This window comes from Clostridium facile (assembly GCF_014297275.1).
Lineage (GTDB): Bacteria > Bacillota > Clostridia > Oscillospirales > Ruminococcaceae > Massilioclostridium > Massilioclostridium facile.
Genome location: NZ_JACOQK010000001.1, coordinates 438,724 through 459,684 on the forward strand (window position 1 = coordinate 438,724; position 20,961 = coordinate 459,684).

Sequence of the window (20,961 nt, forward strand, 5' to 3'; positions counted from 1 at the left end):
AAATTCGGAGTTTGTGGAGGCAATAGTAAGCGTAATTCGCTTCTGGATCGCCCCCTTCAATTAGTTTTTTGCTTCTTCCACCTTGTCATTCATGCTTTCATCCAATCCGCACAACTGATTAACAAAAGCGGAAAATGCCATATATTCTCCTGGATCGTCCACCATTTCCCGTACCAAATCTTCCGGCGTCATCACCCCATAGGAATCCTGCAATTCTTTACTATACAAGTTTGGTTCTACCACACAGGCAGAGATAACTTTCGCAATATATTTGGTGGAATCAAATTTTGTACGGACTGTATTTTTTCCACGTACAGGGGTTTCAATCATACAATCTTCACGGATTTGGTCATGGATTTTACTTGTAATTGGACGGATAGTCCACAGCAAAGGTTTACCATTTTCATCTGTCAATGATTTTGTTGCGGCATAAGTAGTGTCTTTTTTTTGCTTTTTATTCTTTTTTAAAAATAAGGATAAACTGTTCATAGTCAAAACCTCCTAATAGAAACCCCGCCATCGTTGGCGGGGATAGATTATGATAACATGCCTTCCAATAAAGCGAAGGTCTCTGGCATTTTGAAATCTTCAAAAGTGAAATCCATATCTTCATCCAGATATTCACCATCAGCGTCAAATTTGGCTAAAATACCACCGTCAATGTTACAATCCATCAAAACAATGGTTTGGCGACCAACGGCGGAAGTCGGGTCCTCATTGGTGATCTGAATTTCAAAATAGACATCTTCTCCAGTGTCCTTGTACTGCAACATCATCTGTCGGAATACACTGGAGTTGTAGTGTGCCGTCATTGAGCCAGTACCTTTCCATCCAGTAGATTTATTTCCTTTTCCGGTTTTGCCTAGGATGGGTACTTCTGATTTACTCTTTTCAAAATTGGCTTCTAAGTTAATCGCTTGCATGAAGTTATACCTGTTTTCGCCAATGGTAACAAAGCACTCCGCTAGGGATGCTGAAATTGCGTCTTTACCATTCATCTTTACATTTGCCAATCAATACACCTCCTTCTATTCCACTACAACGTTCATATAGAGTTGTGCCATAGCATTGATAACTGTGACTTTATCGGATACTATTACAGATTTTTTGGTATCTCCCTGAGATACAGTTACATCCGAATCGCTAAAGTTTTCGATTGCACCTAATTCCTGCAGCTGTTCATGGTGCTTTACGATATCCGACCATAAGCTAATACGGCCGCTTTCGTTATTAGGGATATTGCCTAAGTATTTGGTATTGAACAGGGACGCAATATCGTTGGCAATCTGATCAATAACACGGATGGTTTGATTATCCTGAAATAAACTGTTTTTTTCTTCCGTAGTGGTTACCAGGGAATTAATATCCTGCAATACCCGAATTTCGTTTCCAACTTTGTGGAATACAAATTCCCCAGCTTGAATAGAATCCTCCAATTGAGTTTGCGTATAATCCGCAATAACGGTATACTCCCCATCATAAGGTTTGTTCATTACTGATTTGTTTACCGCACAACCTGCCTGCATCCCCGCAACCCAATAAACCAAGGCAGCAGTAGAACCACTTTCTGAAACCGTGTTTTTTACATTAATAACACCTTCATAATCAGCGGCAGTATTGTATAGGACTGCTTGAAATTTTGCTCCCCGTTCATCCCGCATCCTTTTGCAGAAGGATGCAACCAAATTATTGATTTCCACAGTTGCAGTGGCAACGGCTAAAATGTTATAACTGTAGGATTCGATTTTATTTAAGAAGGTTTGATATTCTTTAGAAGTAACCGCGGAACCGTTAGTGCCTCCTGTTAATGGGGTGGCTGCAGTTACTTGTAAAGAAGTTTCTTTCCACGTTACAAACTGGTTTGGCTTCAATTCACTTGCCTGTTCTACTGTTTGGGTATCTAGCACAGCGCCGTCCAATAATAATTTGACATCGAATTTTTCCCCGTTGTCCACATTTTTCTGAATGGATACCTGTAAACTGTTGCCACGAACCCCGCCACAAACGGCTTCCGCATAATTATTGGAGGCTTTCACACCACTGGAATTGAGTTTATAGGCGTATAATGTTTTTGCGTGCAGAAAAATTTCACGGATATTTTTCAATTTTTCATGTCCATGTGGATACCCAAATAGCTGTAAGCTGTTCCGTTCAAATTCTTCTGCGGTGACTTCAAACACTTGGTTATCAACACCCCAATCCAATTCAAATGGCATAGCAACTATGCCACGGTCAGATAACGTAACAGACACATTGGCTGCCGATACAAAATTGATATACGCCCCTGGCAGGATTTTGTTTTGTACGGTATAATTACCGCCACCTAACGCCATTTATATCACCCTTTCTTTTAAAAATTTTGTTAAAACGCTGTCCACTTCTTGCAGTGTGTAAAACTTACCGTCCTCTAACAGGGCGGATAGTGCATCCCTGTTTCCACGGTATCGTTTAGAGGAAAGCAATTGTTGTTTATCATAGTAGGCAGCTTCTTCTAGCTGTTTTTTGCTATTCAAAAAATCACTCCATTATATTTGTTTTTTGTTCTAACTCTTCCATACCTGTTTCCTTTGTAAAATCATATAGGAACAGGTCAAAATCTATTTTGAATGTCAGGATATCATCCGTTTGTTCCCCTTGCATATTCGCCCCGCGGATCAAATCGCCATCTGCTGTGATATACTCTAAACAGGAAAACAACCTGTATAATATCTGGTTGAGTTCTATGTAATCTCCTACCTGTAAAGGAAAGTACTGTACAGCAATAGTATCCTGAAAGCGGTAACGCTTGTCACGGAACAAGGAATAGGAAGGGGAGAGAGAGGCAATCAAAAAGCAGGGTTGTTGTAAACCCTGCTCTATTTGTTGGGTATAGATTTCATATCCTTCACCAAATTCATTGTATAAGGCATTGCTAATCCCGCTGATGATTTTATTGACCAAATAACCCCTCCAATTCTTTGTCTAATTTAGATTGCAGCAGTTTTGGGGCAATCCGTTGCAGTTCAGATTCAGAGATTGTCAGCATAAACTTTCCTTTTACCCAAGATGCTTTTAACCGTTTCCCAATAGCTGGAACATACCGTCCTGGTTCCTGTAAATGCCCATATTCCACATAAGAAGCATAAAAAAGAGGATTGGTTACAACTACTTGATAGGTATCTCCATGCCTTTTTATAGTAAAGTTACTGTTGGCTACTGTCCATTCACGTCTTAGCGCACCTGAAACAACAGGTGTCCGTTTAATACAATAACGTATTAAACGTGCAGCCAATTCTTTCAAGCATTCTTCAATAAAAGCCTGCTTACGGTTTTTGTCAAAATTTTCTATCCTATCAATCCATTCTTTCAATTGGGTAAAATCAGAATTACCTTTTCCCATTATGCCCATCCCTGGAACAGTTCCAGATTGATTTCCTGGTGGGAACGGTATACAGAGGGAATGCCACTGCTTTTGTATGCTATAGTTTTTCCATGTTGTGTAACAACAATTTTAGATCCTGGAGCGATAGTTGTATTAGGAGAAAGGAAAAGCTTAATAGACTGGCTAACAGAACGGACGTTTCCATCTAATCCATTAGCAGGGGATGAGGAAAAAGAAAGCCTGCAAGGCTGGTTTTCCAATACCAGTTTTTCTACAAAACTGGTGGAATGGTCCGGCCTTTTTTGTTTTTCCTTCTGATAAACAGAACAGGTGCCACAATACAGGCTTTCTATGGCTTTTACCACTTTAGTTTCCGGTAACAATATAAATCATCCTCCTTGCTTCCCAACAGATATTGTATTAGATTGTCTAGCCGTTGTTCTGGAGTTAAGTTTCCGTTTCCAGTAGCGAATGAAACGCTAGTATCCCCTTCTGAAATGGAACTAACCGCAGCATCAAAATTAATTTGGAAACTATCTACATTTCCAGAATCCTTTTTCAGTTTTAAATATTCTCCAACCACCTGATAAATAGCGGTTGGGATAAGCTGTTCTGGAATAGAAGTTTGATTGGTGATATTTAAAATATGGGCAGTAACATTTTGAAGGATAAAATCCAATAGTAGGTCTTGACAAGTTACATCTACCCCTAAATGGTTTAAAAGTTCGGCACACTGTTTTTTTATGTCGTTTGTACAGCCCATAGAATCCCTCCATTATCCTAAGGAAACAATTTTACAAATTGGGATTGCTTTGTGCGCAATCGCATTGGTGCCATCGTTGATGATATTCCAGTTTGTGCCGGTAGATAAATCTTCATTGGAAGCCGATGCGGTCAAAGAGGATGGCTTTTCAAAGCTGATCCCTTTCGCGCCACAAATATAGCGGTCACGTGCATATAAGGTATCCTGCCCGCCATTCACTTTTGGGTCACGGCTCATTTCGTATGGGACAGAATCTCCAATGTCCTTTAATACAATGGAACCTTCCCCTAATACATAACTGGTGTATGCTGTCCCAGCGGATAACAATAGGACATAATCATTTTCTTTGGCAGAAGGTAAAGTCGTTTGTACGTCTGAAAGTTTTACTTCTCCTGCGCCGCTTCCAGCGGTGGTACATTTCAATGCGCCTTCTGTGGTGGACTTGCAAGCAACATACCGTTCCGCAATCTCTGCGGTTGGCATGTTATCATCAATCAAAACGATACGGCCGTTCCATGTGCCGACGGTCAAATCCTGTTCAACGCCGTTAGCATCATTGTAAGTAAGATATTTCAACAGTTTTAGGTTTTCCAGATTGGTTGCAACTTCACTATGGGTAACCACCAGTTTAAAGATATTTTTGTTATCCCCTGCGGCTTTCTGGATTGCCTTATTCAAAGAAGTAACGCCAACATGCCCTGGTTCGTCCCCTATGATATCATTGGTGATATCATAAACATGTTTTTCGATAAATTCTTTTGCCGCTTTTTCCGCAACACCAGAGCCAGTGGTTTTCATGGAGAAAATACCTTTTAGAATCGCTAACAGGATATCCTGGCGCACTTCCCATTTATAGTTGGCAATCTGTTTGCCCACTTCATCCATGAAATTTACACCAGCGGTGATATTTTGGCTAAAACTGCGTTCTGTCCAGGAATCCATACGGCTGGCAACAATAAAGCCTTGTTCATATGTAGTTAGGTTAGAACTGGTGATATCCGTTGCGCCGTCGTTGTTCTGGCTGGTACTGGAATCAATATTTCCAAAGTAGGGGATACGGGCGTATAAAGAGCCAGTTTGGGTACTTAAGGCTGTTTCCGCCTGGGTATTGGTCCCGATTGCTTTGGAACGTGCCAGTTCTGTTTTTTTGACGTTTGGCACATTTTCTACATAGGCACCAAACGCCTGGGGGTTAAAACTTTTAGAATCAAATTTTGCCATTCAATTCATCCTTTCTAATTACTGCTGTGAATAATATTCACAAAGTTGGTCGTAAGTCATCTTGCTGACATCAACAGGCTGCCCGGTTGGATCTACGCCGGATTCCCCTAAAGACGCACCTTTTAAGGAAATCTTTTTATTTTCTTCTTGGAACAGGAAGTTGGTTTCCTCTGATTTTTTCAACGCATCAATCTGTTGCTGCCGTTGTTTCCGGTATTCTTCCAGCTCAACAGCATCATCAATTTCATCTAGAAGGCCGCTAAGCGCCTTTTTGTTTTTTGCTTTGGCGGCAGATAAGAGTTCATTGTCTACCTCCACCCGCTGCATCTGCCGAATTTCTTTGGCGTGTTCCTGTTCTTTCAACCGGTTTTCCTGTTGAAGTGTTTCGATTTGCTGTTTTAAGGCTGCAACGTCGTCATTGGAACTTTTCAGGATTTCCAGCTGGGTATCCCGTTCTTTTAATGTGGTTTCCAGGCGTTGTTTTTCCGTGTTTACCTCATCAAAGCGTGATTTAGGGATAAACCCTTTTAGTTCCTCCGCGGAAGCGTCTGCGCATTTCTGTGCGGTTTCCTCATCCAGCCCTAATTTTACAAATTCGTCTTTTTTCATGTGTAACATCCTTTCAATACATTTTTTACCTGGTTCAGTCCAGTCCTATTGTCTTTACAGTTTACGCCCGAAATACCAAAGTGGCGGTATGGTATAAAAAAAGCACCCTGCTTGTGCAAAGTGCTTTGATTATTTAATTATTTAGGATACCGCTTTTAAGTACAGCAGCCGGAAGGTTTCCCTTCCTTTTGGGGTAATTAGGGTTTGTGTCCCGCTCCAATTTGTTTTTTCATTGTACTGTTCCTTTAACTGGAACAGCCCTTTTTCAATATGCTGTGCATATGGCATGAGTTTGCCCCGCTTATCCCGATATAAATATTTGTGGTCGAGCAGGAACCGGATGAACTCTCGTTCTTTGATATTTAACTGTTTGGCGGTTTCCCGCAGGTTTGTTAGTAAGTTCCTGTCCACGAGTTCGTCAAAATAATCCGCTTTAGGCTGCATAATAGCGTTGTCAACAGTCAAGGCACTGTTTTCCGCTTGCAATACCTTGTTTTTCTCCTGTTCGTCCTTTAAGGCTGTGGCAATCTTGATAATGGTATCTGGGTTTAGCAAGGCGGCTTCCAGGGTTTCTGGGGTCATGTATGCGCCGTGCTTATGAATAGCAGGGAGAACTTCATCGAAAATCCAACTTTCAAATTTTTCTGCACCTGGCAATTCTGATTTTGCGGCTAAGCGGTATATATCGCCTTCGGGGATGAAGTTAGTTTGTTGTTTTCTTCCTAGTGAATCGATGAGGTGGTGTTTCACCACCCCACGACAATGTTGTTTCATTGCGCTTGTAGAATCTTTATAACCTAGTGCTGCACAAACATCTTTCCCGCAAAACAATACTTTTCCGTTTTCCTCAATCGTTCTAATTTCTCCGAATTGTTCGTTTTTAAAGATTTGTAATTCGTTCATATTGCACCTCTCAAGCAAGAAATGATTTTGTAAATACGTATAATTGTTTAAGCTGTTTTTCATCAGCTTGTTTTAACAGTTGAAATATTAAATATATTGCTACAAACTTTTTGTTTTTATCGTTCCCACATAAGATTGTCGGCTGTTTCATTACGCAACAACCCCCTGCCGTTCTTCCAGGCTTATAGTACGATATAATTCTTTTAAATTTTCATTATTTTTCTGGAAAAGATCTGCCAGTAATCTAGTTGCTGGGATATAAACGTCTATATCTGCCCCTTCCGATTCCATTGCGTCTGCCAAAAGCATAGCGAAAGATGCTAGTTGCTCATCCCTGTCTATTAACGGTTCCAGATTCAATAAACTTTTTCTCATATTAAAAAACCTCCTGCAATTTAAAAATGGTTGCAAGAAGTACGCTTCTGTAGTATAATGGATTTACAGAAGGTAACTTCTTATTGTAGACATCTGCTTAACTCTTGGTCGGGGAGAGCGGATGTCTTTTTTATTTGCTAAGTTCTTCATCAATCTTTTCGTTTAACCATTGGGTTTTATTTTTATTTTGTTGCTGTAGTTTTTTATCGAGTGCATTTAATTTTTCTTTTGGAACAGAAACATTAAATTGTCCAATAGTTTCACGACGTTTTTTAAAGTACTCAGCCCTACTTTTATCAGCCAAATTTTCACCTCTTTTCTGTTGCTAGCTACATTATACTATGTTACTAGCAACAAGTCAAGAGATTTTCAGAAATTTTTCCAAAAGAAAAGCACACCCGAAAGTGTGCTTTTTGAATATATTGTGGATTTAAAATGATTAACTTAAAGCAAATCTGCTTTGCTGCAAGGACAAGAATTGTTGTACCTGCATGTAGCAATCGGATAAAACTACTGTATCCGGTGTTTCAAACGCAATAGAATAGCTTTGTTCCAATCCTGGATTTAAAGATTCATATGACATAAATTCATCTGCTACAGGCAACAGGGAAGGGGAATATTGTACGTCATCTTTTGTTTTTATCTGGAAATCAGATGCTTGGAAACTTTCCATAGAATCCCCGACATTTTTAACAGTAACATTTACAACAATGTATTTAGAGCCTTCCTCAGCGGAATATTGGCCGAAACTTGCATCAACCGCTTTTTGCTCTGTTACTCCAGTTACCGCAATAGATAAATTGTTGTTTGTCGCAGCGGTGCCAACTGGAATATAACTGCTTGTTTCTGAAGTTTGTCCTTCATCTCCTTGGTTTGCCGCATCTGATGAAGCAATTGTACTCTGGGAATTTTGCTCACTTCTGGAAGCAACGCAGGACATAAAACCAGCGAACAAAAAGACGCATACCAGTAAACCTACTAAAACAATAGAAACAACTAAAATAGACAGCTGCCACCATGTCATTCCTTTTTTCTTTTTTGGAACCGTTGTGATATTGTTTTGGTTTGGTGAAACAGGCGTTACCTTTTGGCTAACAGCATCAGGAGCACCGCTATCTATTTTTGCCTGTCCTATTACGCTCCCACAATGTTCACAAAATTTTGCGCTTTCAGAGATTTCCATACCGCACTTAGGGCACTTCATAAGTATTCCTTCTTTCAACCTTTTTCTATTATTATACATAATCTTCCATAATGTTTCAAGAAGTAATTTCCTAAATTACAATATATTACGAATCACTACTATTTTCAATCGCTTTAAACAGAATACCTTGGTCTCCAGGATAAGGCTGATTATGGATGAAGCCTTCCTTTAATAATTCCTTTGGGATTCCATCTGGATATGCTATGCAACATATTTTACCTTTAATTGCCCCTCGGAAATGGGCGCATTGAAAACAATTTGGAATGTAGCTTCCATTCCACCACCAACGGGGGTGACTATATGGAACTGAAAATCTTTGGTCCATATTAAACTTCCTCCATAAATATTGTATGAGCTTCTACTTTGTTCACTTTAAATTTTGTATGATGTAAAAATAGTATTTCATGTTCCTCTGGATTAAATTGTTGGATATCCCTGCCTGTTTTTGATTGGATAACATATTGGATTGGAAAACTCTTATCATAAATCTGTGTTGCTGTAGACGTATATGCGGGAAATTCAATTTCTTTTCCAGAGGTATGTTCCGATAAGAAAGCAGCTATATCTTCAATTTCCAAATCCGATAAAGAACGGTATACAGTCCCTTTATAGATAGGCATTTTGTTTAAGGCGGAATCTAATTCTTTGATAAATTGCTTTTGTTCTTCGCTTAACTGTTTTCCACTACGCAATTCACTATTGATTTTATAACTTTCACTGCTTAAATAGCCATTGAAAGCCCGCTCTTCTTTTTCAGTCAACTTTATTTTATCAGTGTTGACTTCATCCGTCAAATCTTCTTTCTTTACATATTCTTTTTTCCACTGTTTGTACGTCATATTTGCTGGGATATAGTAAGTTTTTCCATCCTCCCCCCTTGCCGCACGTTCTGCCCCCAATTCAAATTCATCATCAAAATAGGGGGCAATACAGCCACGGCAACGGGGATGGAAAATAGGTGCTGTTATTCCTGGTTCGTATTCTGACATATGATAATGTTTTCCATCCATATCCCCACATTCTTTACAAGTCTTTCCATCAAGCGCTTCTACTATTTCGTATTCTTTTACATCTAAATCCAAAAAGGAATCATGTTGGGCGTTAACAGCAAAATAGGCTGATTCTGTTAAAACCAGCCGTTCCGCGTTTTTTCTGGATGTACCCATCTTTTTTGTTATATTCTCAATCGCCTTATTTGGGTCATCTCCCAGTAGAACCATCCTGGTAAGTTCTTCCCCTAGGATATTGACCAGTTTTACTCTGTCATCCCATATTCTTTCACTAAAATTTTTTCCATCTGTAGCCCAAGGGCTTTGCAGGATCTGGTTTAACTTTTTCTGGCTGATCTCACCAATTGTCCAGCCAATCTGAAAACCTTGCTGGATGTCAAAAATGGAATGGTAATAGCTTTCCAGATAGATGTTTTTAATTGTGCTATCGAAATCATCCAAGTAATTTCCGAACAGTTGTTCTAGCAACTGCTGCAATGTTATCTTTAACCCTTCCAGTCTAGAGATATGGAAATGGGCAGAAGCGTTTTTCAACTGTTTTAACCATTGATGGTTGATGGCGTTTTCTTCCCCATACGCAATATACTGCTGAACATTCCACTTAAATTCTTCTAAATCCTTTTTGGACATCCATTGTTTTGCTTCCTGTATGGAAATTTTGTTGTTTCCCGCAAACTTTTGATACCATGATCTGATTTGTTTTTCAATTTCCTGATCTGCCTGGCGGTATGCTTTGTCCAACCGTTCGTAGAGCTGCTGCGCTGATTGATGGTTGGATTGTTCCAATTCTAACGCCCGTTCTTTCCAATAATCACGGTTCTTCATCCGGTCTATCACCAGCCTTATCTTTCAAAAAAGCATCCTGATAAGGGTCATTATCCTCCTGCGTTTGTTTTTGTTCCTCCTTGATTGTATCCATTTCCTTTTGTGGATCTTGTACCCATGGATGTTTGGATAATACAGTAGATTCAGACAATAAAGAAGAGGATTTATTACAGTTATCAATCAATTCACTTTCATTAATCATAATATTGCGGTTGAATACCACTTCAACAGGGATGGATTCAAAATCACCAATCCCAGTATTATATAAATGGCAATCAATAAACCACAGTAGTTCTTCAAACGCTGCCTGATATTCGGTTTCCATAGCGTCTGCGTCTAAATCGATATCACTGTACATACTTAGGATATTTAACTGGTTTGGGTTACCGGATAAACGGTCATCTTTCGCATCGTATCCCATAGCGTTTTCGATCAAAGATTTTTTGAATATTTCCAGTATGGATTTGTAGTTTTCGGAATTGACTTCCACCTGTAGCTTCCTAACATCGCCACCGTGAGAACCATCACTTCGTACTTTAACAGCACCATACTGTGCAAGATTTCGGCGGAACTCTCCAAGGTTCTGTCCGTCATAGTTTACTAGGATTAAAATAGTATTTCGGGTATCTTCCTCCATGTTGTTTTGGAAATTGGATTCAATGGAATTGATGCCATCTTGTAAGGATTTTACCCGTTTAATGAGTGGAACTTCTTTATCATTGCTCTTAAATGGAATAAGAGGGATTTTAGACCAGTAATAAGGAAGTTCTTTACCGTTTTCTGATACTGTGATATATGGTTTAAAATAAGGCTGTTCCGGTGTCAATTTGCCGGATTGTAATGTAAAGTAATAAATCCCCGTCTGGTCAAATACTTCTACTTTTTCCACTTCCTTTGGTGTGATGCCGTCATATACAATTACAGTATGTATCCTAATAGCAGCATCCAATACTGTGTGGTCAGCGTCTTTCCACTCTGGTATTACTTCAAACCCTTTTAACCGCTTCAATACTAATCCACCAGAATCATCGTAAGAAACAAACATCCATCCAATACCATGGTTTAAGGAATCTTCCCCAATATTTTTTAAAGTCCGCATGAACCGGCGGTTGAAAATATTTTTTAGGATTGTAGTATAGTGCTTGTCTTTTGTTTGGAAGGTAAATGGTTTGCCAAGTAAGTAATTGTTCTTTTGATCCACCATCTTTTTATACTGGTTATCTACAATTCTGTTATTTGGCAGGTTGTCGACAGGTTCTAAGTCGCCGTTTTCCCCAATGACTTCCCGCTTTCTGTTTAGAATATCGTGTGTACCAGCATAATATTTCTCGCCGTCCAACATCTCTCTGCGACTTTGTGAAGTTTTAAATTCTAAAATTTCATTGATGATAAATTGTTCGTCTGTCATAATGCGATCAGCTACAAGGGTAGAGTGGTACATCCTTGCTGCTGGATCTGATATAAAATGGAACAAATCTTTTATCCCCCTTATTGAAAACTAAATGTTTCACCCATAGAGAAATCCTCTAAAGCGTATCGCATAGCGTCCATTAAATGGTTAAAATCATCTACTGGTTTATTTAACCGTTTTCCTGTTCTACTGTCTGTGTCCCAAGTGTAATTACTGATTTCTGTAATGAAATTAACGCATTTGGGATGGATGATAATGTGATAATCTTGTATAAAATCAATTCCATGAGATATGCTGTCTTTTCCTTTTTGGGCTTCTCTAATGTGGCTTAATCCTAAAGAATAAAGCCTGTCAATCGACTTGGGTTCTGCGGAATCGGCCCGTATCCTTTCTTTGGCATAGCCCAACTTTATAATCCGTTCGGCAATTTTTTCATTTGACATGCCTTTTTGATAGAGTTCGTCAAATACCCAGATTGTTTTATTTGTCTGGTCAATAAATCCACAGAATAGGGCAGTGGGATCGTTTGTGTAACCAAAGTCTAACCCAAAAGCGGAACGGATATGGGTGAGTTGTTGCAGTTCTTCTATGTCAAATACTTTTTCTTCCCAGTTTTCATAAACCAAACCATCAATAATGCCCCAATCACCTAAGCCTGCTACTTTATAGCGTTTGGGGTTATTTTTCTTCATGGTTTCAAAAACTTTCAGGTCTGATTCATCCAGCCACTCGTTGCATGTATAATTTGTGGTCATGGCAAGAGTTTCATCATCTGGGTTGTCAAAAAACCGCTTTTTCAACCAGTGTTTTTCATTCCACGGGTTGAAGGTGATGGTGATCTGCTTAAACAGCCCTGTTTCCTCTGGGATAGCCCCACGGATGGATTCATCCAGCATATTGAAATCAGATTCATTGGTAATTTCATAAGCTTCCTCTATCCACGCCCAGCATAGATAACCAGTCTTTACTGTAATGGATGTTACTTTCAGCGGATCATCTAACCCTCTAAAATAGATTTTTTGACCGGTTGGCTTATAGGTCATTTCCAAAGGGGATTCTTTGACTTCCCAATAGGATTTCACTTGCAAGCGGCTGATTGCCCATTGTAGTTCTGTGAAACAGGAATCTTTTAGTGTCCTGTATACCTTACGGACTACTAATAGGTTTGCTCCTGGGTATTTCATCATGTTGGTGATAAACCATAGAGCTGTTGTTTTACTTTTTTTCGATGCGCGGCTGCCTTTACAAACTCTATAACGGCCTTTAAACTTCCAAAAATCCCGATAGCCTTTCCCGACTACTTTCGGGAGGCTGATCACTGTTTTATTCCTCAAGTTCATCTTCCCCTGTTATGACAACAGGAATGGTGCCATCAATGTTGACGTTGTCCTTGAATATCCCAAAACGTTTCCCTAACAGTTCAGCGGCTTTATTTGCGTCTGATAGTTTAGCGGGGATTTTTACAATCTGCGGGGTTTCTTTTTTTATTGTCTGTTTCCTCGGTATGCCTCGTTCATCTGGGATATAGTTGGAGGTTTCTTCTGTTAAGGTAACAACGATATATTCTTTCTTTTCCCTGCGCATTACAGCAGTAAGGTATTCCATAATTTCTGTAATGTTTGCGATCTTATCAGACCTAATTTTTTCCAGTGTATCTTCTATATATTTCTTGATGTTAGCATTTGTTAGCAATCTACTTGCATTAGTTCTAGCTGTTTCATCTTTCTTGATGTTCGGATATGCTGCTTTGTAAGCCCTTGTGGCATTACAATCAATCAAATATTCTTCACAAAATCGTTTTTGTTTTTCTGTCACGTAAGCTCACCTCTCTTTGCAAAATAAAAAGCAGGGGATGAGTAATCCTCTGCTTTTTGGTATGTAGTATGGGTATTTGTTGGATGCCTCTTAGGCTGGTAGGACAAGTGGGAATCGAACCCGCTACAGGAATAAATTTTTGGGGGCGTTTATCACTGTATCCAATTGTCCCATATTAGCCCGCTATAATCAACGGGCTGAACAAAAAAGGAAAATAAAAAATGAGAAAAAGATACCTGTTACAGCGCTGACTTCATGCGGTTTCCGCTGCATATGCCACCCAAACGGGCGGCAGAATAAAGGAGAAAGTCAGTGAGGACAATGGTGGGCTTTCCAGGGATTGAACCCGGAGCCTTCCGGTTATGAGCCGGATACTCTAACCAATTGAGCTAAAAGCCCATATTACCCGCCGCATTGGGGCTGGCGGGTTAAAACTAACTAAGGAGGATTTTGGTGTTTCATCCATGTTCCCTATAATAGCAATTATACTATATATAGGTGGTTAAGTCAATAATAAATACAATATTTTGTGTTTTTTTATTTAAATTCTTTTAGTGCTTTTAAATGGAGGTATTTTCTGGTATGTTCTTTGCTTATTCCTAACTTTTTGGCGATCGCTGCCCATGTCATAAACTTTATGTATTTGCACCTTAGCAAGACTCTACATTCCTTTGTCGGGCATTGTTTTATCCTAAGTAAAATATCGTTTTTTATAATTGTTTTTTGGTCTATTAGTTGATTTACTTTTTCTTGTGCCTCCTGTACTTTCTCAATACCCATTTCAATCCTATTGTGTTTTCCGTTCCCGGTTGGCAGCCCTGAATAATTAATAGCGGTGCTATTTAATGCGGATATAGCTTCGATCCGTTTTTCGTCTGCTTCTTTTATTTGGTTTTCTAAGCTTTTTAATTGTAGTAAGTATTGTTTTTTTTCAGTTATGGTCATTTGCTTGCCCCCATTACACATTTGCCCCAGAAGCAAGTTCCTATCTTGCTTCCGCATTTGTTTAACCACACACAATGTTTTGCTTTGCATATATTTTTTGGTCTGTTGATACTCTTTTTTGGAGCTACATATAACTTAAATTGTTTACAAGGCTCGGCAATAGAAATTATCGTTCCAAATCTTGGCGATTTGTTGCAAGTGCATTTTGTTGGTTCACCAATTGCGTATTTACAATCAAAACAAGCATATCCAATGCCAAGAGTATAATATTTACAGCGTTTTTGGTCAGCGGGTTTACCGTATTTTTTTGATTCTGTGCATTTGCATCTTTTGTCATGATTCCAGATACATTCATCGCAAATGCACTCTATAATATAGTTATTTGCCATTTTTCATTCCCTCAATTATGATGGTAATTAATGCACCAATACACCCTCCACTAACCAGTAAACATAACCCGTTAACAATGAACACCCAATTTGGGGCTAATATGTAATCCATTATAGTTCACCCCGCTTTCCCGCTAATTTGTGGGCACAGATAACGCCAACAACTTTTGCTTCTGCCTTTTTTGAGGTGATATTTTCTAACCGCCTAACCTGCTCGGCTATTTCTTTTACTGGTCTGCCCTCTTGGTACATTTCAAAGATTGTTTCTTTATTCATTTTTCTAATTCCTCCACTGTTATTTCCAATCTTGGACTTGATTTGTCATATTTTCCATTTAGCCGCAATCTGATGCAACTGAACGAATCGTCTTGGATGATGCCCGCTTTAACTAATCCATCCAGGACCATTTTCCCAGAATAATTATCCGGGTCATGCCGTATTCTGTTCCCAAAATAATAATCAAGTGTGACTTGTGCTTTCGGGATAGGGGTAGGTGGCTTCGGCCGGCATAACCAGGCAATCAAATCCGCCCAACGTTTCTTCTCCGCCTGGTATTGCCACCGGGTATTCCGCCCAATGAATTTGTTGTTGCTGGGTGGGATTTCTGGGATTATGTAGTTATATCTCCGGTACATGCATACCCCTCCTTGACAATTCTTCCAAATCATAAGACGGAGGTGTCCCACCAAACGTCCCGGTATTTTCTACGGCTTTTTCTGACAAACGGTAGTTTTTATTTGGGGCAGGAGCAATATTACAAACGTATTGCCCGCATTTTTGGCGTATTCTGCCCCCAATAGCTTGATCTAGGGTTAAGACCTGCCTAAGCGTTAACTCGCTGGAAATCAGCGTTATTTTTGCGCTATGGCTATATCTATAATCAAGCAATTCAAATGCGACATTAATGTCACCGGCTTGAATGCCTGTCCTGTCTGCGGTGTTAATGGTTTTAAACAGGTCGTCTATATACAGCACGTCGACGCTTTTGTATTTGTCCATCCTCGTTGCGTATTCCAGCGGGTTGTTGGCATAACGCTTAACCTCGGCTATCTCCCGCCGCCATGTTATGTATCTGGCTGACAGCCCACGCTTGATTAATTCCCAAAATACAGCGGTGCAAATATGGGTTTTCCCACATCCGGACTGCCCGCCATAATATAGCCATTTTGGAGACGGGTCTTGCAAATATCTTTTCGCCATATTAAGCATTTGGCTTTGATACGGCTCAGAAGTTATGAAGTTCTCAAACTTGCAATTGGCTATTAGTTCGCTGGCTCCGCTTTTGCGGGCTGCCGCTATCGCTTGCCTAGTATGCATACACTTACACATTCCGCTTACTATTTCGCCGTCAACAGCCCGATATATCCAGCCTTTATTTTTGCAGATAGGGCAGTCATACCCTTGTAAGTCTCCTGATCTGTTGTTAAGAATTTCAACTTGCCTTTCTAGGCTACAATTCAAGCGTTCCAGACAAATTCCATGTTTCGCTGCTATTGCCTGCGCTGCTTCTGTTAGGCTCATTGTTGTCACTCCTATCTGTTTTGTTGTCATAATTGCCATCTAGTATTTTTGCTAAATTGGCATCTTTGACCATCCAGTCAAAATTGGCAATCCAGTTCCTAGAGTTCTTACCACGCAGGAAATCACTGCTTTGAGCTTTCTCAAACGCCTTCTTGAAATCATCCAAGGTAACACCACTGTTAAGCCTAGCGTTAACAGCCCTTTTGCGGGAATCTGATAATTTCGTACAGCGTGGGTAAGATATGCAAATCTGGTTATATAGCTCTATAATTTGGTTTGCCGTAGGGGGGATTATAGGGGGGTTATATATTTCTTTATTTCTTACCTTCTTAATTTCTTTACATTCTTCTAATGTTGTTAGTTGCTTGTTAGTTGCTTGTTGGTCGCTTGTTAGTTGCTTGTTAGTTGCTTGTTGATCTGTTTCGTTTAATCCTTGATAAACGCTGTATTTTCGTATTGTTATGATTGTTAATTTGCTTGTTGATTGCTTGTGAATTTCTTCGGTTTTTTCCAAATGTTTTAAGGCGGTTCTGACAGCTTGTTGTGACATATTTAACTCGTTTGACAAACGAGAAATAGAAGTAACAACTTCACCTTTTTTTATAATTTCCCCTTGAAATTTGCTGTCTTTAAAGCTTGCTTTTAAAAGCAAATGCAGAAAAACTACCTTTGTGTTTGTGTCTTGATACCATTCCCATTCTGTAAATTTTCTGTAAATTTTAACGAACCCATCCATTGATTTCACCACCTAGAACGGTAGTTTTTCATCATTACTGCCTATTTCCTCGAAGCCGTCAAAATCATCGAATCCAACTGAAACATTATCAGATTTAAGGCTTTTGCCGTTGTTGCTCCCCTCAGTCTTGCTGCTGCAAAAATATACCTTGTCCGCAACAACTTCAAAAGCAGTGCGCTTATTTCCTTGCTTATCCTCATAACTTCGAGTCTGAATAGCCCCTTTTAAAGCCATCATCTGCCCTTTAGCAAAATATTTACTAATAAATTCTGCTGTGAGTCTCCATGCAACAATATTAATAAAATCAACTTGTTTTTCTTGCCCTTGCTGTGTATAGTCCCTATCTACTGCAAGGCTAAAAGATAATACAGACACACCATTTTGTGTTTGTTTCAACTCTGGGTCAGCGGTTAACCGCCCCATCAATACAACATTATTTAACATTTTTTATCCTCCTATATACGGCTACTGCCCTACCTGTTACCGGATCAAAAGTGGAACCACAAACTATAATTTTTCCCATTTGCATTAATTCAGTAATTCTAGGACGCACAGCGTTCATATCTGTGTATCCCAGTTTTGTGGCTATTTCCCTGCTTGTCATTTCGCCATTTCCTAACGTTTGTAATATAATCGCCCGCCTTGATGCTGGATTCAGTTTTCTATAGCTTGCGTTTCTCGTTTCCTCTGTTAATTTCATTTCATTCTGCCCTCACTTTCCAGATACCACATAAATAGGTATCTAATTTAATCCCAAAAATATGATATTTTTCACAAAAGGAATCCCGCCCCATGTTGTGGGCTAAGGTGTGCATTTCCCTGCAAAGGGGTAGCACCCTCATGCCTTTGTGTATAATATCTTTCCGGTTCCTTCCACGTCCTACAGCATCGACGTGGTGTAGTTCTGCCTTTTTGCCTGTGATACAGCATTTTTTCTCAACCAAGCATTTATACAAATACCGTGCTATATCCGGTGATCTTTCCAGCAGGCTATCCGCGCAAGGAATATCAAATTCAATGCAAAAATCAATCAAAAAATTTAAAAATTGATTCGCTGTTGTCATATCCGTGTCGGATAGGCTAAAATAGTCATGCCCTGATTTCGCGATAAAATCATATTTCATCAAGGCTTTTACTTCGTCTGGTGTATGCCCTGTATATAGGCTAATATCCCGCATAGTAGCATATATCTTTTTGCGCTGGTCTACGCTTATATGCCGCCCATCGTCCAGCCTTATTTCACATTGGGTTATTTCCTTGCGTGCTAGTTCGCCGGAAAACGGGTATTTAGCGACTATATACAGGTATTCCCCGTCATATTTATGTATATAGCCAATCATTTTTCCTGATTGATTCTAGTAGCTGCCAAATAGCAATCCATACACAACCCACCAGTGTTTTTAGCGACTTGTTCTGGGCTCATATGTCCATTTTTTTTCGTGGAACAAGCCTTAACTGGTTTACCACACTTACTGCAAATAATAGGTTCGCTTTCCGGCAAATCTTCTCCGGCGTATATGTACAATCCCAACCCGTGCCTTGCTACTGCTTTTGTCAAGCTACGCTGTATTGCTTTGTTGACGTCAAATGATGTTACTTCATCTGCCGGAATTGACTGATTGCGGTAATTCATTACGGGTAGATATTCAATGTGTTCTATGTCATTAACAGTTACCCCTGTCTTTACCCAACAGGTTTTGCCATCTGTATGATAATTCCATCCATCGGCGTTTTCATATATTTGATAGGTTGCGTCTGGATGTTTTTTCTTAAGTTCTCCCCAGGCGAAAGCCCATGAGAGGTAAGTTAATCCGTTTTTTTGTTCCGTTTTTTCGTTAACGTCAATTTTATTTAATTCAACAAAATAATTTTCCATTATTCAGGGTCCTCCTCTAATACAAACGGGGTAAAAAGTTCCGATTCGAGACAAAAATCCACCTCTATATCTTCTGCCCGCTCGCCATTAAAATAAATATCCAAAAAATCCTCAGCTGTTGTATTTGCAACAAGCCAGTCTCGAAAAGATGTTGGATTTTCTTTAAGATATTTTTTTCGTATATCTGGGATATATGCTGCATCATGTACAATACGTTTCACACAATCGTCACATAGTCCCTGATAAATTTCATCTATGTCTGTATATTCATCGCAGCATTTGCACCGAAATGCTACGAACGGGTCATGCCCGTTAAAATAACCATCAACTATGGAATTACCTTGTAGCACTTGACACACTTCCTTTCGTCAAGTATAATTTAAATGAAATTTATTTGTTTGCCCCTCTTGGGTGGTTGCCGCCACCCTGGGGGCTTTTTTATTTATTCGACTACAAACAATAACCCCTGTTCAATCTCGTTGGCGAGTTCTCTTTCCAGGTATTCTTTGATGTTTTGTTTCGCTTGTAGTTTCCAGGCTCCGCCGTCTGCTTCAAAAAGTGCAACTCGTCTGCCTTCCTGCAACCTTAAAAGGAAATCGCTTTCAGGTTGATCTACTTCTAAAAATGTCCTGTATGGTTTCAGCCTTGTAATAGGGTCGATGGCTTTATTCCCTTTCAAAGCGATCCCCTGTTTTACAACCACATTTTGGGTAAAACCATCATCAGAAACGCTTGAACTGTTTTCCTCTGTAATTGTGCCAAGTAATTGAATCCTTTCCAATACTTCGTTTGTTTGGACAAATTTTGATTTTAGATTTATCATCATAGATTCATAATCCATGAATTGTCCGAACGGCATAGATGGAATTATAGCGTTAACATTATAAATACTTGCCCTGCTTTTATCAGATCCATTGGCGGCGGAAAATACATCTACACATGTTGGAGAGGTGACACGCACCATAAAGGGTGTACGTTCAAATATTTGATCGGTTTTCAATGCTTGTACTAACCCTATAAGGCTGGAAAAACTTATCGGGGACATATGTGGTTCTTCCATAAGGTCCAACCTTTTATCCGTATAAGTACATCCAAATTTCTCCACTTCGTTTGGTTTAGCTAAGGCAATGATTTTTTCTGTAAATTCTTTCAACATATTATTTTCCTCCAATTGCGATTTTCATGATTTTTGGGCTTTCCTGTACTTGTCCATCAAGCGCGACCTGTCCAGGGATGTTTGGTGTCATTTCTACCGCCATAACCTCGCCTGTTTTCTGATTTGCACCGATGGAAAGTGTTGTTTGGATAGGTTCGTTAGGCACAATGGTCCTCTTTGTCTGTACTTGCATTGTCACTTGTGACCTGTCTTGCGTCGGGATAAAATCTACTGTTATCACCAGCTTTCTTTTCTTCTTGGGGTCAGTGTTGACATCCAAGATATTATCAATAATTTTAGCGGATTCGATGTCCGCCGCTTCCATGATAGCATTGCCAGCCATTTTCAAAATGCTGGTATATTGTTGTGCTTCCATTGACAATCCTCCTTTAATTATTTATAATGATAGTGTTGTATTTTGTTGATTGCTCTCGCATACGGATATTGCCGTTGCGGGAGCTTTTTTATTATGCTGCATGGTTGTCTGCCTCTTCTTTTGTTTGTTTATGTAACCGGATCGCTTGTGTGATCCGCGGTATCCAAATAGCGCCTGCTATCATTGTCATACCAATTAGGCAGCGGATTAGGCATTCGCCAAATGATATCGCAATGTTATCCGATGCACCTAATGCGCCTTGAACCAACAGTACACCAAAGACGATTAAGGCGACTTGTCCGGTTTTTATAATGATCTGTTTCATGCTTCCTCCTGATCCTGCGGCATGAAAAACACACGATTTCCGATACTATAGGTTCTTCGTATGCCGTTCAACACCTTTTTAGCTATGGATAATGTTTTATATTCTCCTACAATTACGGCGTAATCGGGATATTCACATGA

34 protein-coding genes and 1 tRNA gene are annotated in these 20,961 nt (G+C 39.6%); all 35 read right to left on the reverse strand.

Annotated elements, in window-relative coordinates:
- Positions 1 to 60: 60 nt before the first annotated feature.
- On the reverse strand, positions 61 to 489 hold the full coding sequence (locus tag H8Z77_RS01715; RefSeq protein WP_186995975.1) for a phage tail assembly chaperone: 429 nt from the start codon (positions 487 to 489) through the stop codon (positions 61 to 63).
- Positions 490 to 536: 47 nt separating this feature from the next.
- Positions 537 to 998 (reverse strand): phage tail tube protein, encoded by a 462-nt coding sequence (locus H8Z77_RS01720; RefSeq protein WP_186997085.1) that lies wholly within the window; start codon positions 996 to 998, stop codon positions 537 to 539.
- 30 nt (positions 999 to 1,028) lie between these two features.
- Positions 1,029 to 2,333, reverse strand: a complete 1,305-nt coding sequence (locus H8Z77_RS01725; protein WP_186995976.1) for a phage tail sheath family protein — start codon at positions 2,331 to 2,333, stop codon at positions 1,029 to 1,031.
- The gene (locus H8Z77_RS01730; protein WP_186995977.1) at positions 2,334 to 2,513 is read right to left on the reverse strand and encodes a hypothetical protein; all 180 of its coding nucleotides are present in this window, start codon (positions 2,511 to 2,513) and stop codon (positions 2,334 to 2,336) included.
- 4 nt (positions 2,514 to 2,517) lie between these two features.
- Entirely contained in the window at positions 2,518 to 2,940 is a 423-nt protein-coding gene (locus H8Z77_RS01735; RefSeq protein WP_186995978.1) for a phage tail terminator family protein, read from the reverse strand.
- A complete protein-coding gene (locus H8Z77_RS01740) occupies positions 2,930 to 3,379 on the reverse strand; it encodes an HK97 gp10 family phage protein (protein ID WP_186995979.1) in 450 nt (149 codons plus the stop codon). Before H8Z77_RS01740 ends, H8Z77_RS01735 begins: the two co-directional genes overlap by 11 nt.
- Positions 3,379 to 3,744, reverse strand: a complete 366-nt coding sequence (locus tag H8Z77_RS01745; protein ID WP_207725993.1) for a hypothetical protein — start codon at positions 3,742 to 3,744, stop codon at positions 3,379 to 3,381. Before H8Z77_RS01745 ends, H8Z77_RS01740 begins: the two co-directional genes overlap by 1 nt.
- Positions 3,720 to 4,124, reverse strand: a complete 405-nt coding sequence (locus H8Z77_RS01750) for a head-tail connector protein (protein ID WP_186995980.1) — start codon at positions 4,122 to 4,124, stop codon at positions 3,720 to 3,722. The genes H8Z77_RS01745 and H8Z77_RS01750 overlap by 25 nt, the downstream gene beginning before the upstream one ends.
- A gap of 12 nt (positions 4,125 to 4,136) precedes the next feature.
- On the reverse strand, positions 4,137 to 5,345 hold the full coding sequence (locus H8Z77_RS11540; protein WP_286165373.1) for a phage coat protein: 1,209 nt from the start codon (positions 5,343 to 5,345) through the stop codon (positions 4,137 to 4,139).
- 18 nt (positions 5,346 to 5,363) lie between these two features.
- Positions 5,364 to 5,954 carry a phage scaffolding protein gene (locus H8Z77_RS01765; protein ID WP_186995981.1) on the reverse strand — a complete coding sequence of 197 codons (591 nt, stop codon included), beginning with the start codon at positions 5,952 to 5,954 and terminating at the stop codon, positions 5,364 to 5,366.
- A gap of 141 nt (positions 5,955 to 6,095) precedes the next feature.
- Positions 6,096 to 6,857 (reverse strand): phage antirepressor KilAC domain-containing protein, encoded by a 762-nt coding sequence (locus tag H8Z77_RS01770; protein ID WP_186995982.1) that lies wholly within the window; start codon positions 6,855 to 6,857, stop codon positions 6,096 to 6,098.
- A 10-nt stretch (positions 6,858 to 6,867) separates the two neighbouring features.
- Positions 6,868 to 7,008 carry a hypothetical protein gene (locus H8Z77_RS01775; RefSeq protein WP_186995983.1) on the reverse strand — a complete coding sequence of 47 codons (141 nt, stop codon included), beginning with the start codon at positions 7,006 to 7,008 and terminating at the stop codon, positions 6,868 to 6,870.
- Positions 7,008 to 7,232: a hypothetical protein gene (locus H8Z77_RS01780; RefSeq protein ID WP_186995984.1), complete on the reverse strand. Its 225-nt coding sequence runs from the start codon at positions 7,230 to 7,232 to the stop codon at positions 7,008 to 7,010. Before H8Z77_RS01780 ends, H8Z77_RS01775 begins: the two co-directional genes overlap by 1 nt.
- Positions 7,233 to 7,362: 130 nt before the next feature.
- Positions 7,363 to 7,536 carry a hypothetical protein gene (locus tag H8Z77_RS01785; RefSeq protein WP_186995985.1) on the reverse strand — a complete coding sequence of 58 codons (174 nt, stop codon included), beginning with the start codon at positions 7,534 to 7,536 and terminating at the stop codon, positions 7,363 to 7,365.
- A 135-nt stretch (positions 7,537 to 7,671) separates the two neighbouring features.
- Positions 7,672 to 8,436, reverse strand: coding sequence for a DUF4352 domain-containing protein (locus H8Z77_RS01790; protein WP_186995986.1), 765 nt, complete (start codon positions 8,434 to 8,436; stop codon positions 7,672 to 7,674).
- 85 nt (positions 8,437 to 8,521) lie between these two features.
- Positions 8,522 to 8,761 (reverse strand): hypothetical protein, encoded by a 240-nt coding sequence (locus H8Z77_RS01795; RefSeq protein ID WP_207725994.1) that lies wholly within the window; start codon positions 8,759 to 8,761, stop codon positions 8,522 to 8,524.
- A 1-nt stretch (position 8,762) separates the two neighbouring features.
- Positions 8,763 to 10,271 (reverse strand): minor capsid protein, encoded by a 1,509-nt coding sequence (locus H8Z77_RS01800; protein ID WP_186995987.1) that lies wholly within the window; start codon positions 10,269 to 10,271, stop codon positions 8,763 to 8,765.
- Complete coding sequence (locus H8Z77_RS01805) at positions 10,258 to 11,745, reverse strand: phage portal protein (protein ID WP_286165374.1); 1,488 nt, start codon at positions 11,743 to 11,745, stop codon at positions 10,258 to 10,260. Before H8Z77_RS01805 ends, H8Z77_RS01800 begins: the two co-directional genes overlap by 14 nt.
- A 14-nt stretch (positions 11,746 to 11,759) precedes the next feature.
- Entirely contained in the window at positions 11,760 to 13,022 is a 1,263-nt protein-coding gene (locus H8Z77_RS01810; protein ID WP_186995988.1) for a PBSX family phage terminase large subunit, read from the reverse strand.
- The gene (locus H8Z77_RS01815) at positions 13,006 to 13,497 is read right to left on the reverse strand and encodes a terminase small subunit (protein WP_186995989.1); all 492 of its coding nucleotides are present in this window, start codon (positions 13,495 to 13,497) and stop codon (positions 13,006 to 13,008) included. Before H8Z77_RS01815 ends, H8Z77_RS01810 begins: the two co-directional genes overlap by 17 nt.
- A 322-nt stretch (positions 13,498 to 13,819) precedes the next feature.
- Positions 13,820 to 13,896 (reverse strand) — tRNA-Ile (locus H8Z77_RS01820).
- A 138-nt stretch (positions 13,897 to 14,034) separates the two neighbouring features.
- Positions 14,035 to 14,442 (reverse strand): hypothetical protein, encoded by a 408-nt coding sequence (locus tag H8Z77_RS01825; RefSeq protein WP_186995990.1) that lies wholly within the window; start codon positions 14,440 to 14,442, stop codon positions 14,035 to 14,037.
- Positions 14,443 to 14,608: 166 nt separating this feature from the next.
- Positions 14,609 to 14,797, reverse strand: coding sequence for a hypothetical protein (locus H8Z77_RS01830; RefSeq protein WP_186995991.1), 189 nt, complete (start codon positions 14,795 to 14,797; stop codon positions 14,609 to 14,611).
- Between the two features lie 145 nt (positions 14,798 to 14,942).
- Positions 14,943 to 15,107 (reverse strand): hypothetical protein, encoded by a 165-nt coding sequence (locus H8Z77_RS01835; RefSeq protein WP_186995992.1) that lies wholly within the window; start codon positions 15,105 to 15,107, stop codon positions 14,943 to 14,945.
- Positions 15,104 to 15,466 carry a RusA family crossover junction endodeoxyribonuclease gene (locus tag H8Z77_RS01840; protein WP_186995993.1) on the reverse strand — a complete coding sequence of 121 codons (363 nt, stop codon included), beginning with the start codon at positions 15,464 to 15,466 and terminating at the stop codon, positions 15,104 to 15,106. The genes H8Z77_RS01835 and H8Z77_RS01840 overlap by 4 nt, the downstream gene beginning before the upstream one ends.
- Positions 15,450 to 16,352, reverse strand: coding sequence for an ATP-binding protein (locus tag H8Z77_RS01845; protein ID WP_186995994.1), 903 nt, complete (start codon positions 16,350 to 16,352; stop codon positions 15,450 to 15,452). Before H8Z77_RS01845 ends, H8Z77_RS01840 begins: the two co-directional genes overlap by 17 nt.
- On the reverse strand, positions 16,282 to 17,088 hold the full coding sequence (locus tag H8Z77_RS01850; RefSeq protein WP_186995995.1) for a hypothetical protein: 807 nt from the start codon (positions 17,086 to 17,088) through the stop codon (positions 16,282 to 16,284). Before H8Z77_RS01850 ends, H8Z77_RS01845 begins: the two co-directional genes overlap by 71 nt.
- A gap of 12 nt (positions 17,089 to 17,100) precedes the next feature.
- Positions 17,101 to 17,532, reverse strand: coding sequence for a single-stranded DNA-binding protein (locus H8Z77_RS01855; RefSeq protein WP_186995996.1), 432 nt, complete (start codon positions 17,530 to 17,532; stop codon positions 17,101 to 17,103).
- Positions 17,522 to 17,788, reverse strand: coding sequence for a hypothetical protein (locus tag H8Z77_RS01860; RefSeq protein WP_186995997.1), 267 nt, complete (start codon positions 17,786 to 17,788; stop codon positions 17,522 to 17,524). The genes H8Z77_RS01855 and H8Z77_RS01860 overlap by 11 nt, the downstream gene beginning before the upstream one ends.
- A 1-nt stretch (position 17,789) precedes the next feature.
- Positions 17,790 to 18,428, reverse strand: a complete 639-nt coding sequence (locus H8Z77_RS01865; RefSeq protein ID WP_186995998.1) for a putative HNHc nuclease — start codon at positions 18,426 to 18,428, stop codon at positions 17,790 to 17,792.
- Positions 18,425 to 18,964, reverse strand: a complete 540-nt coding sequence (locus H8Z77_RS01870) for a Sak single strand annealing protein (RefSeq protein WP_186995999.1) — start codon at positions 18,962 to 18,964, stop codon at positions 18,425 to 18,427. Before H8Z77_RS01870 ends, H8Z77_RS01865 begins: the two co-directional genes overlap by 4 nt.
- Entirely contained in the window at positions 18,964 to 19,314 is a 351-nt protein-coding gene (locus H8Z77_RS01875; protein ID WP_186996000.1) for a hypothetical protein, read from the reverse strand. The genes H8Z77_RS01870 and H8Z77_RS01875 overlap by 1 nt, the downstream gene beginning before the upstream one ends.
- 92 nt (positions 19,315 to 19,406) lie before the next feature.
- Positions 19,407 to 20,120 carry a hypothetical protein gene (locus tag H8Z77_RS01880; protein ID WP_186996001.1) on the reverse strand — a complete coding sequence of 238 codons (714 nt, stop codon included), beginning with the start codon at positions 20,118 to 20,120 and terminating at the stop codon, positions 19,407 to 19,409.
- A 1-nt stretch (position 20,121) separates the two neighbouring features.
- Positions 20,122 to 20,496, reverse strand: a complete 375-nt coding sequence (locus H8Z77_RS01885; protein WP_186996002.1) for a hypothetical protein — start codon at positions 20,494 to 20,496, stop codon at positions 20,122 to 20,124.
- Between the two features lie 91 nt (positions 20,497 to 20,587).
- Positions 20,588 to 20,821 carry a hypothetical protein gene (locus H8Z77_RS01890; RefSeq protein WP_186996003.1) on the reverse strand — a complete coding sequence of 78 codons (234 nt, stop codon included), beginning with the start codon at positions 20,819 to 20,821 and terminating at the stop codon, positions 20,588 to 20,590.
- Positions 20,822 to 20,961 lie beyond the last annotated feature (140 nt).

Bases quoted from the DNA above. Each gene is read 5' to 3' on its own strand.
- H8Z77_RS01715 (WP_186995975.1), bottom strand. From the start codon at position 489: ATGAACAGTTTATCCTTATTTTTAAAAAAGAATAAAAAGCAAAAAAAA.
- H8Z77_RS01720 (WP_186997085.1), bottom strand. From the start codon at position 998: ATGAATGGTAAAGACGCAATTTCAGCATCCCTAGCGGAGTGCTTTGTT.
- H8Z77_RS01725 (WP_186995976.1), bottom strand. From the start codon at position 2,333: ATGGCGTTAGGTGGCGGTAATTATACCGTACAAAACAAAATCCTGCCA.
- H8Z77_RS01740 (WP_186995979.1), bottom strand. From the start codon at position 3,379: ATGGGAAAAGGTAATTCTGATTTTACCCAATTGAAAGAATGGATTGAT.
- H8Z77_RS01750 (WP_186995980.1), bottom strand. From the start codon at position 4,124: ATGGGCTGTACAAACGACATAAAAAAACAGTGTGCCGAACTTTTAAAC.
- H8Z77_RS11540 (WP_286165373.1), bottom strand. From the start codon at position 5,345: ATGGCAAAATTTGATTCTAAAAGTTTTAACCCCCAGGCGTTTGGTGCC.
- H8Z77_RS01765 (WP_186995981.1), bottom strand. From the start codon at position 5,954: ATGAAAAAAGACGAATTTGTAAAATTAGGGCTGGATGAGGAAACCGCA.
- H8Z77_RS01770 (WP_186995982.1), bottom strand. From the start codon at position 6,857: ATGAACGAATTACAAATCTTTAAAAACGAACAATTCGGAGAAATTAGA.
- H8Z77_RS01775 (WP_186995983.1), bottom strand. From the start codon at position 7,008: ATGAAACAGCCGACAATCTTATGTGGGAACGATAAAAACAAAAAGTTT.
- H8Z77_RS01780 (WP_186995984.1), bottom strand. From the start codon at position 7,232: ATGAGAAAAAGTTTATTGAATCTGGAACCGTTAATAGACAGGGATGAG.
- H8Z77_RS01790 (WP_186995986.1), bottom strand. From the start codon at position 8,436: ATGAAGTGCCCTAAGTGCGGTATGGAAATCTCTGAAAGCGCAAAATTT.
- H8Z77_RS01795 (WP_207725994.1), bottom strand. From the start codon at position 8,761: ATGGACCAAAGATTTTCAGTTCCATATAGTCACCCCCGTTGGTGGTGG.
- H8Z77_RS01800 (WP_186995987.1), bottom strand. From the start codon at position 10,271: ATGAAGAACCGTGATTATTGGAAAGAACGGGCGTTAGAATTGGAACAA.
- H8Z77_RS01810 (WP_186995988.1), bottom strand. From the start codon at position 13,022: ATGAACTTGAGGAATAAAACAGTGATCAGCCTCCCGAAAGTAGTCGGG.
- H8Z77_RS01825 (WP_186995990.1), bottom strand. From the start codon at position 14,442: ATGACCATAACTGAAAAAAAACAATACTTACTACAATTAAAAAGCTTA.
- H8Z77_RS01830 (WP_186995991.1), bottom strand. From the start codon at position 14,797: ATGAATGTATCTGGAATCATGACAAAAGATGCAAATGCACAGAATCAA.
- H8Z77_RS01835 (WP_186995992.1), bottom strand. From the start codon at position 15,107: ATGAATAAAGAAACAATCTTTGAAATGTACCAAGAGGGCAGACCAGTA.
- H8Z77_RS01840 (WP_186995993.1), bottom strand. From the start codon at position 15,466: ATGTACCGGAGATATAACTACATAATCCCAGAAATCCCACCCAGCAAC.
- H8Z77_RS01845 (WP_186995994.1), bottom strand. From the start codon at position 16,352: ATGAGCCTAACAGAAGCAGCGCAGGCAATAGCAGCGAAACATGGAATT.
- H8Z77_RS01850 (WP_186995995.1), bottom strand. From the start codon at position 17,088: ATGGATGGGTTCGTTAAAATTTACAGAAAATTTACAGAATGGGAATGG.
- H8Z77_RS01855 (WP_186995996.1), bottom strand. From the start codon at position 17,532: ATGTTAAATAATGTTGTATTGATGGGGCGGTTAACCGCTGACCCAGAG.
- H8Z77_RS01860 (WP_186995997.1), bottom strand. From the start codon at position 17,788: ATGAAATTAACAGAGGAAACGAGAAACGCAAGCTATAGAAAACTGAAT.
- H8Z77_RS01865 (WP_186995998.1), bottom strand. From the start codon at position 18,428: ATGATTGGCTATATACATAAATATGACGGGGAATACCTGTATATAGTC.
- H8Z77_RS01870 (WP_186995999.1), bottom strand. From the start codon at position 18,964: ATGGAAAATTATTTTGTTGAATTAAATAAAATTGACGTTAACGAAAAA.
- H8Z77_RS01880 (WP_186996001.1), bottom strand. From the start codon at position 20,120: ATGTTGAAAGAATTTACAGAAAAAATCATTGCCTTAGCTAAACCAAAC.
- H8Z77_RS01885 (WP_186996002.1), bottom strand. From the start codon at position 20,496: ATGGAAGCACAACAATATACCAGCATTTTGAAAATGGCTGGCAATGCT.
- H8Z77_RS01890 (WP_186996003.1), bottom strand. From the start codon at position 20,821: ATGAAACAGATCATTATAAAAACCGGACAAGTCGCCTTAATCGTCTTT.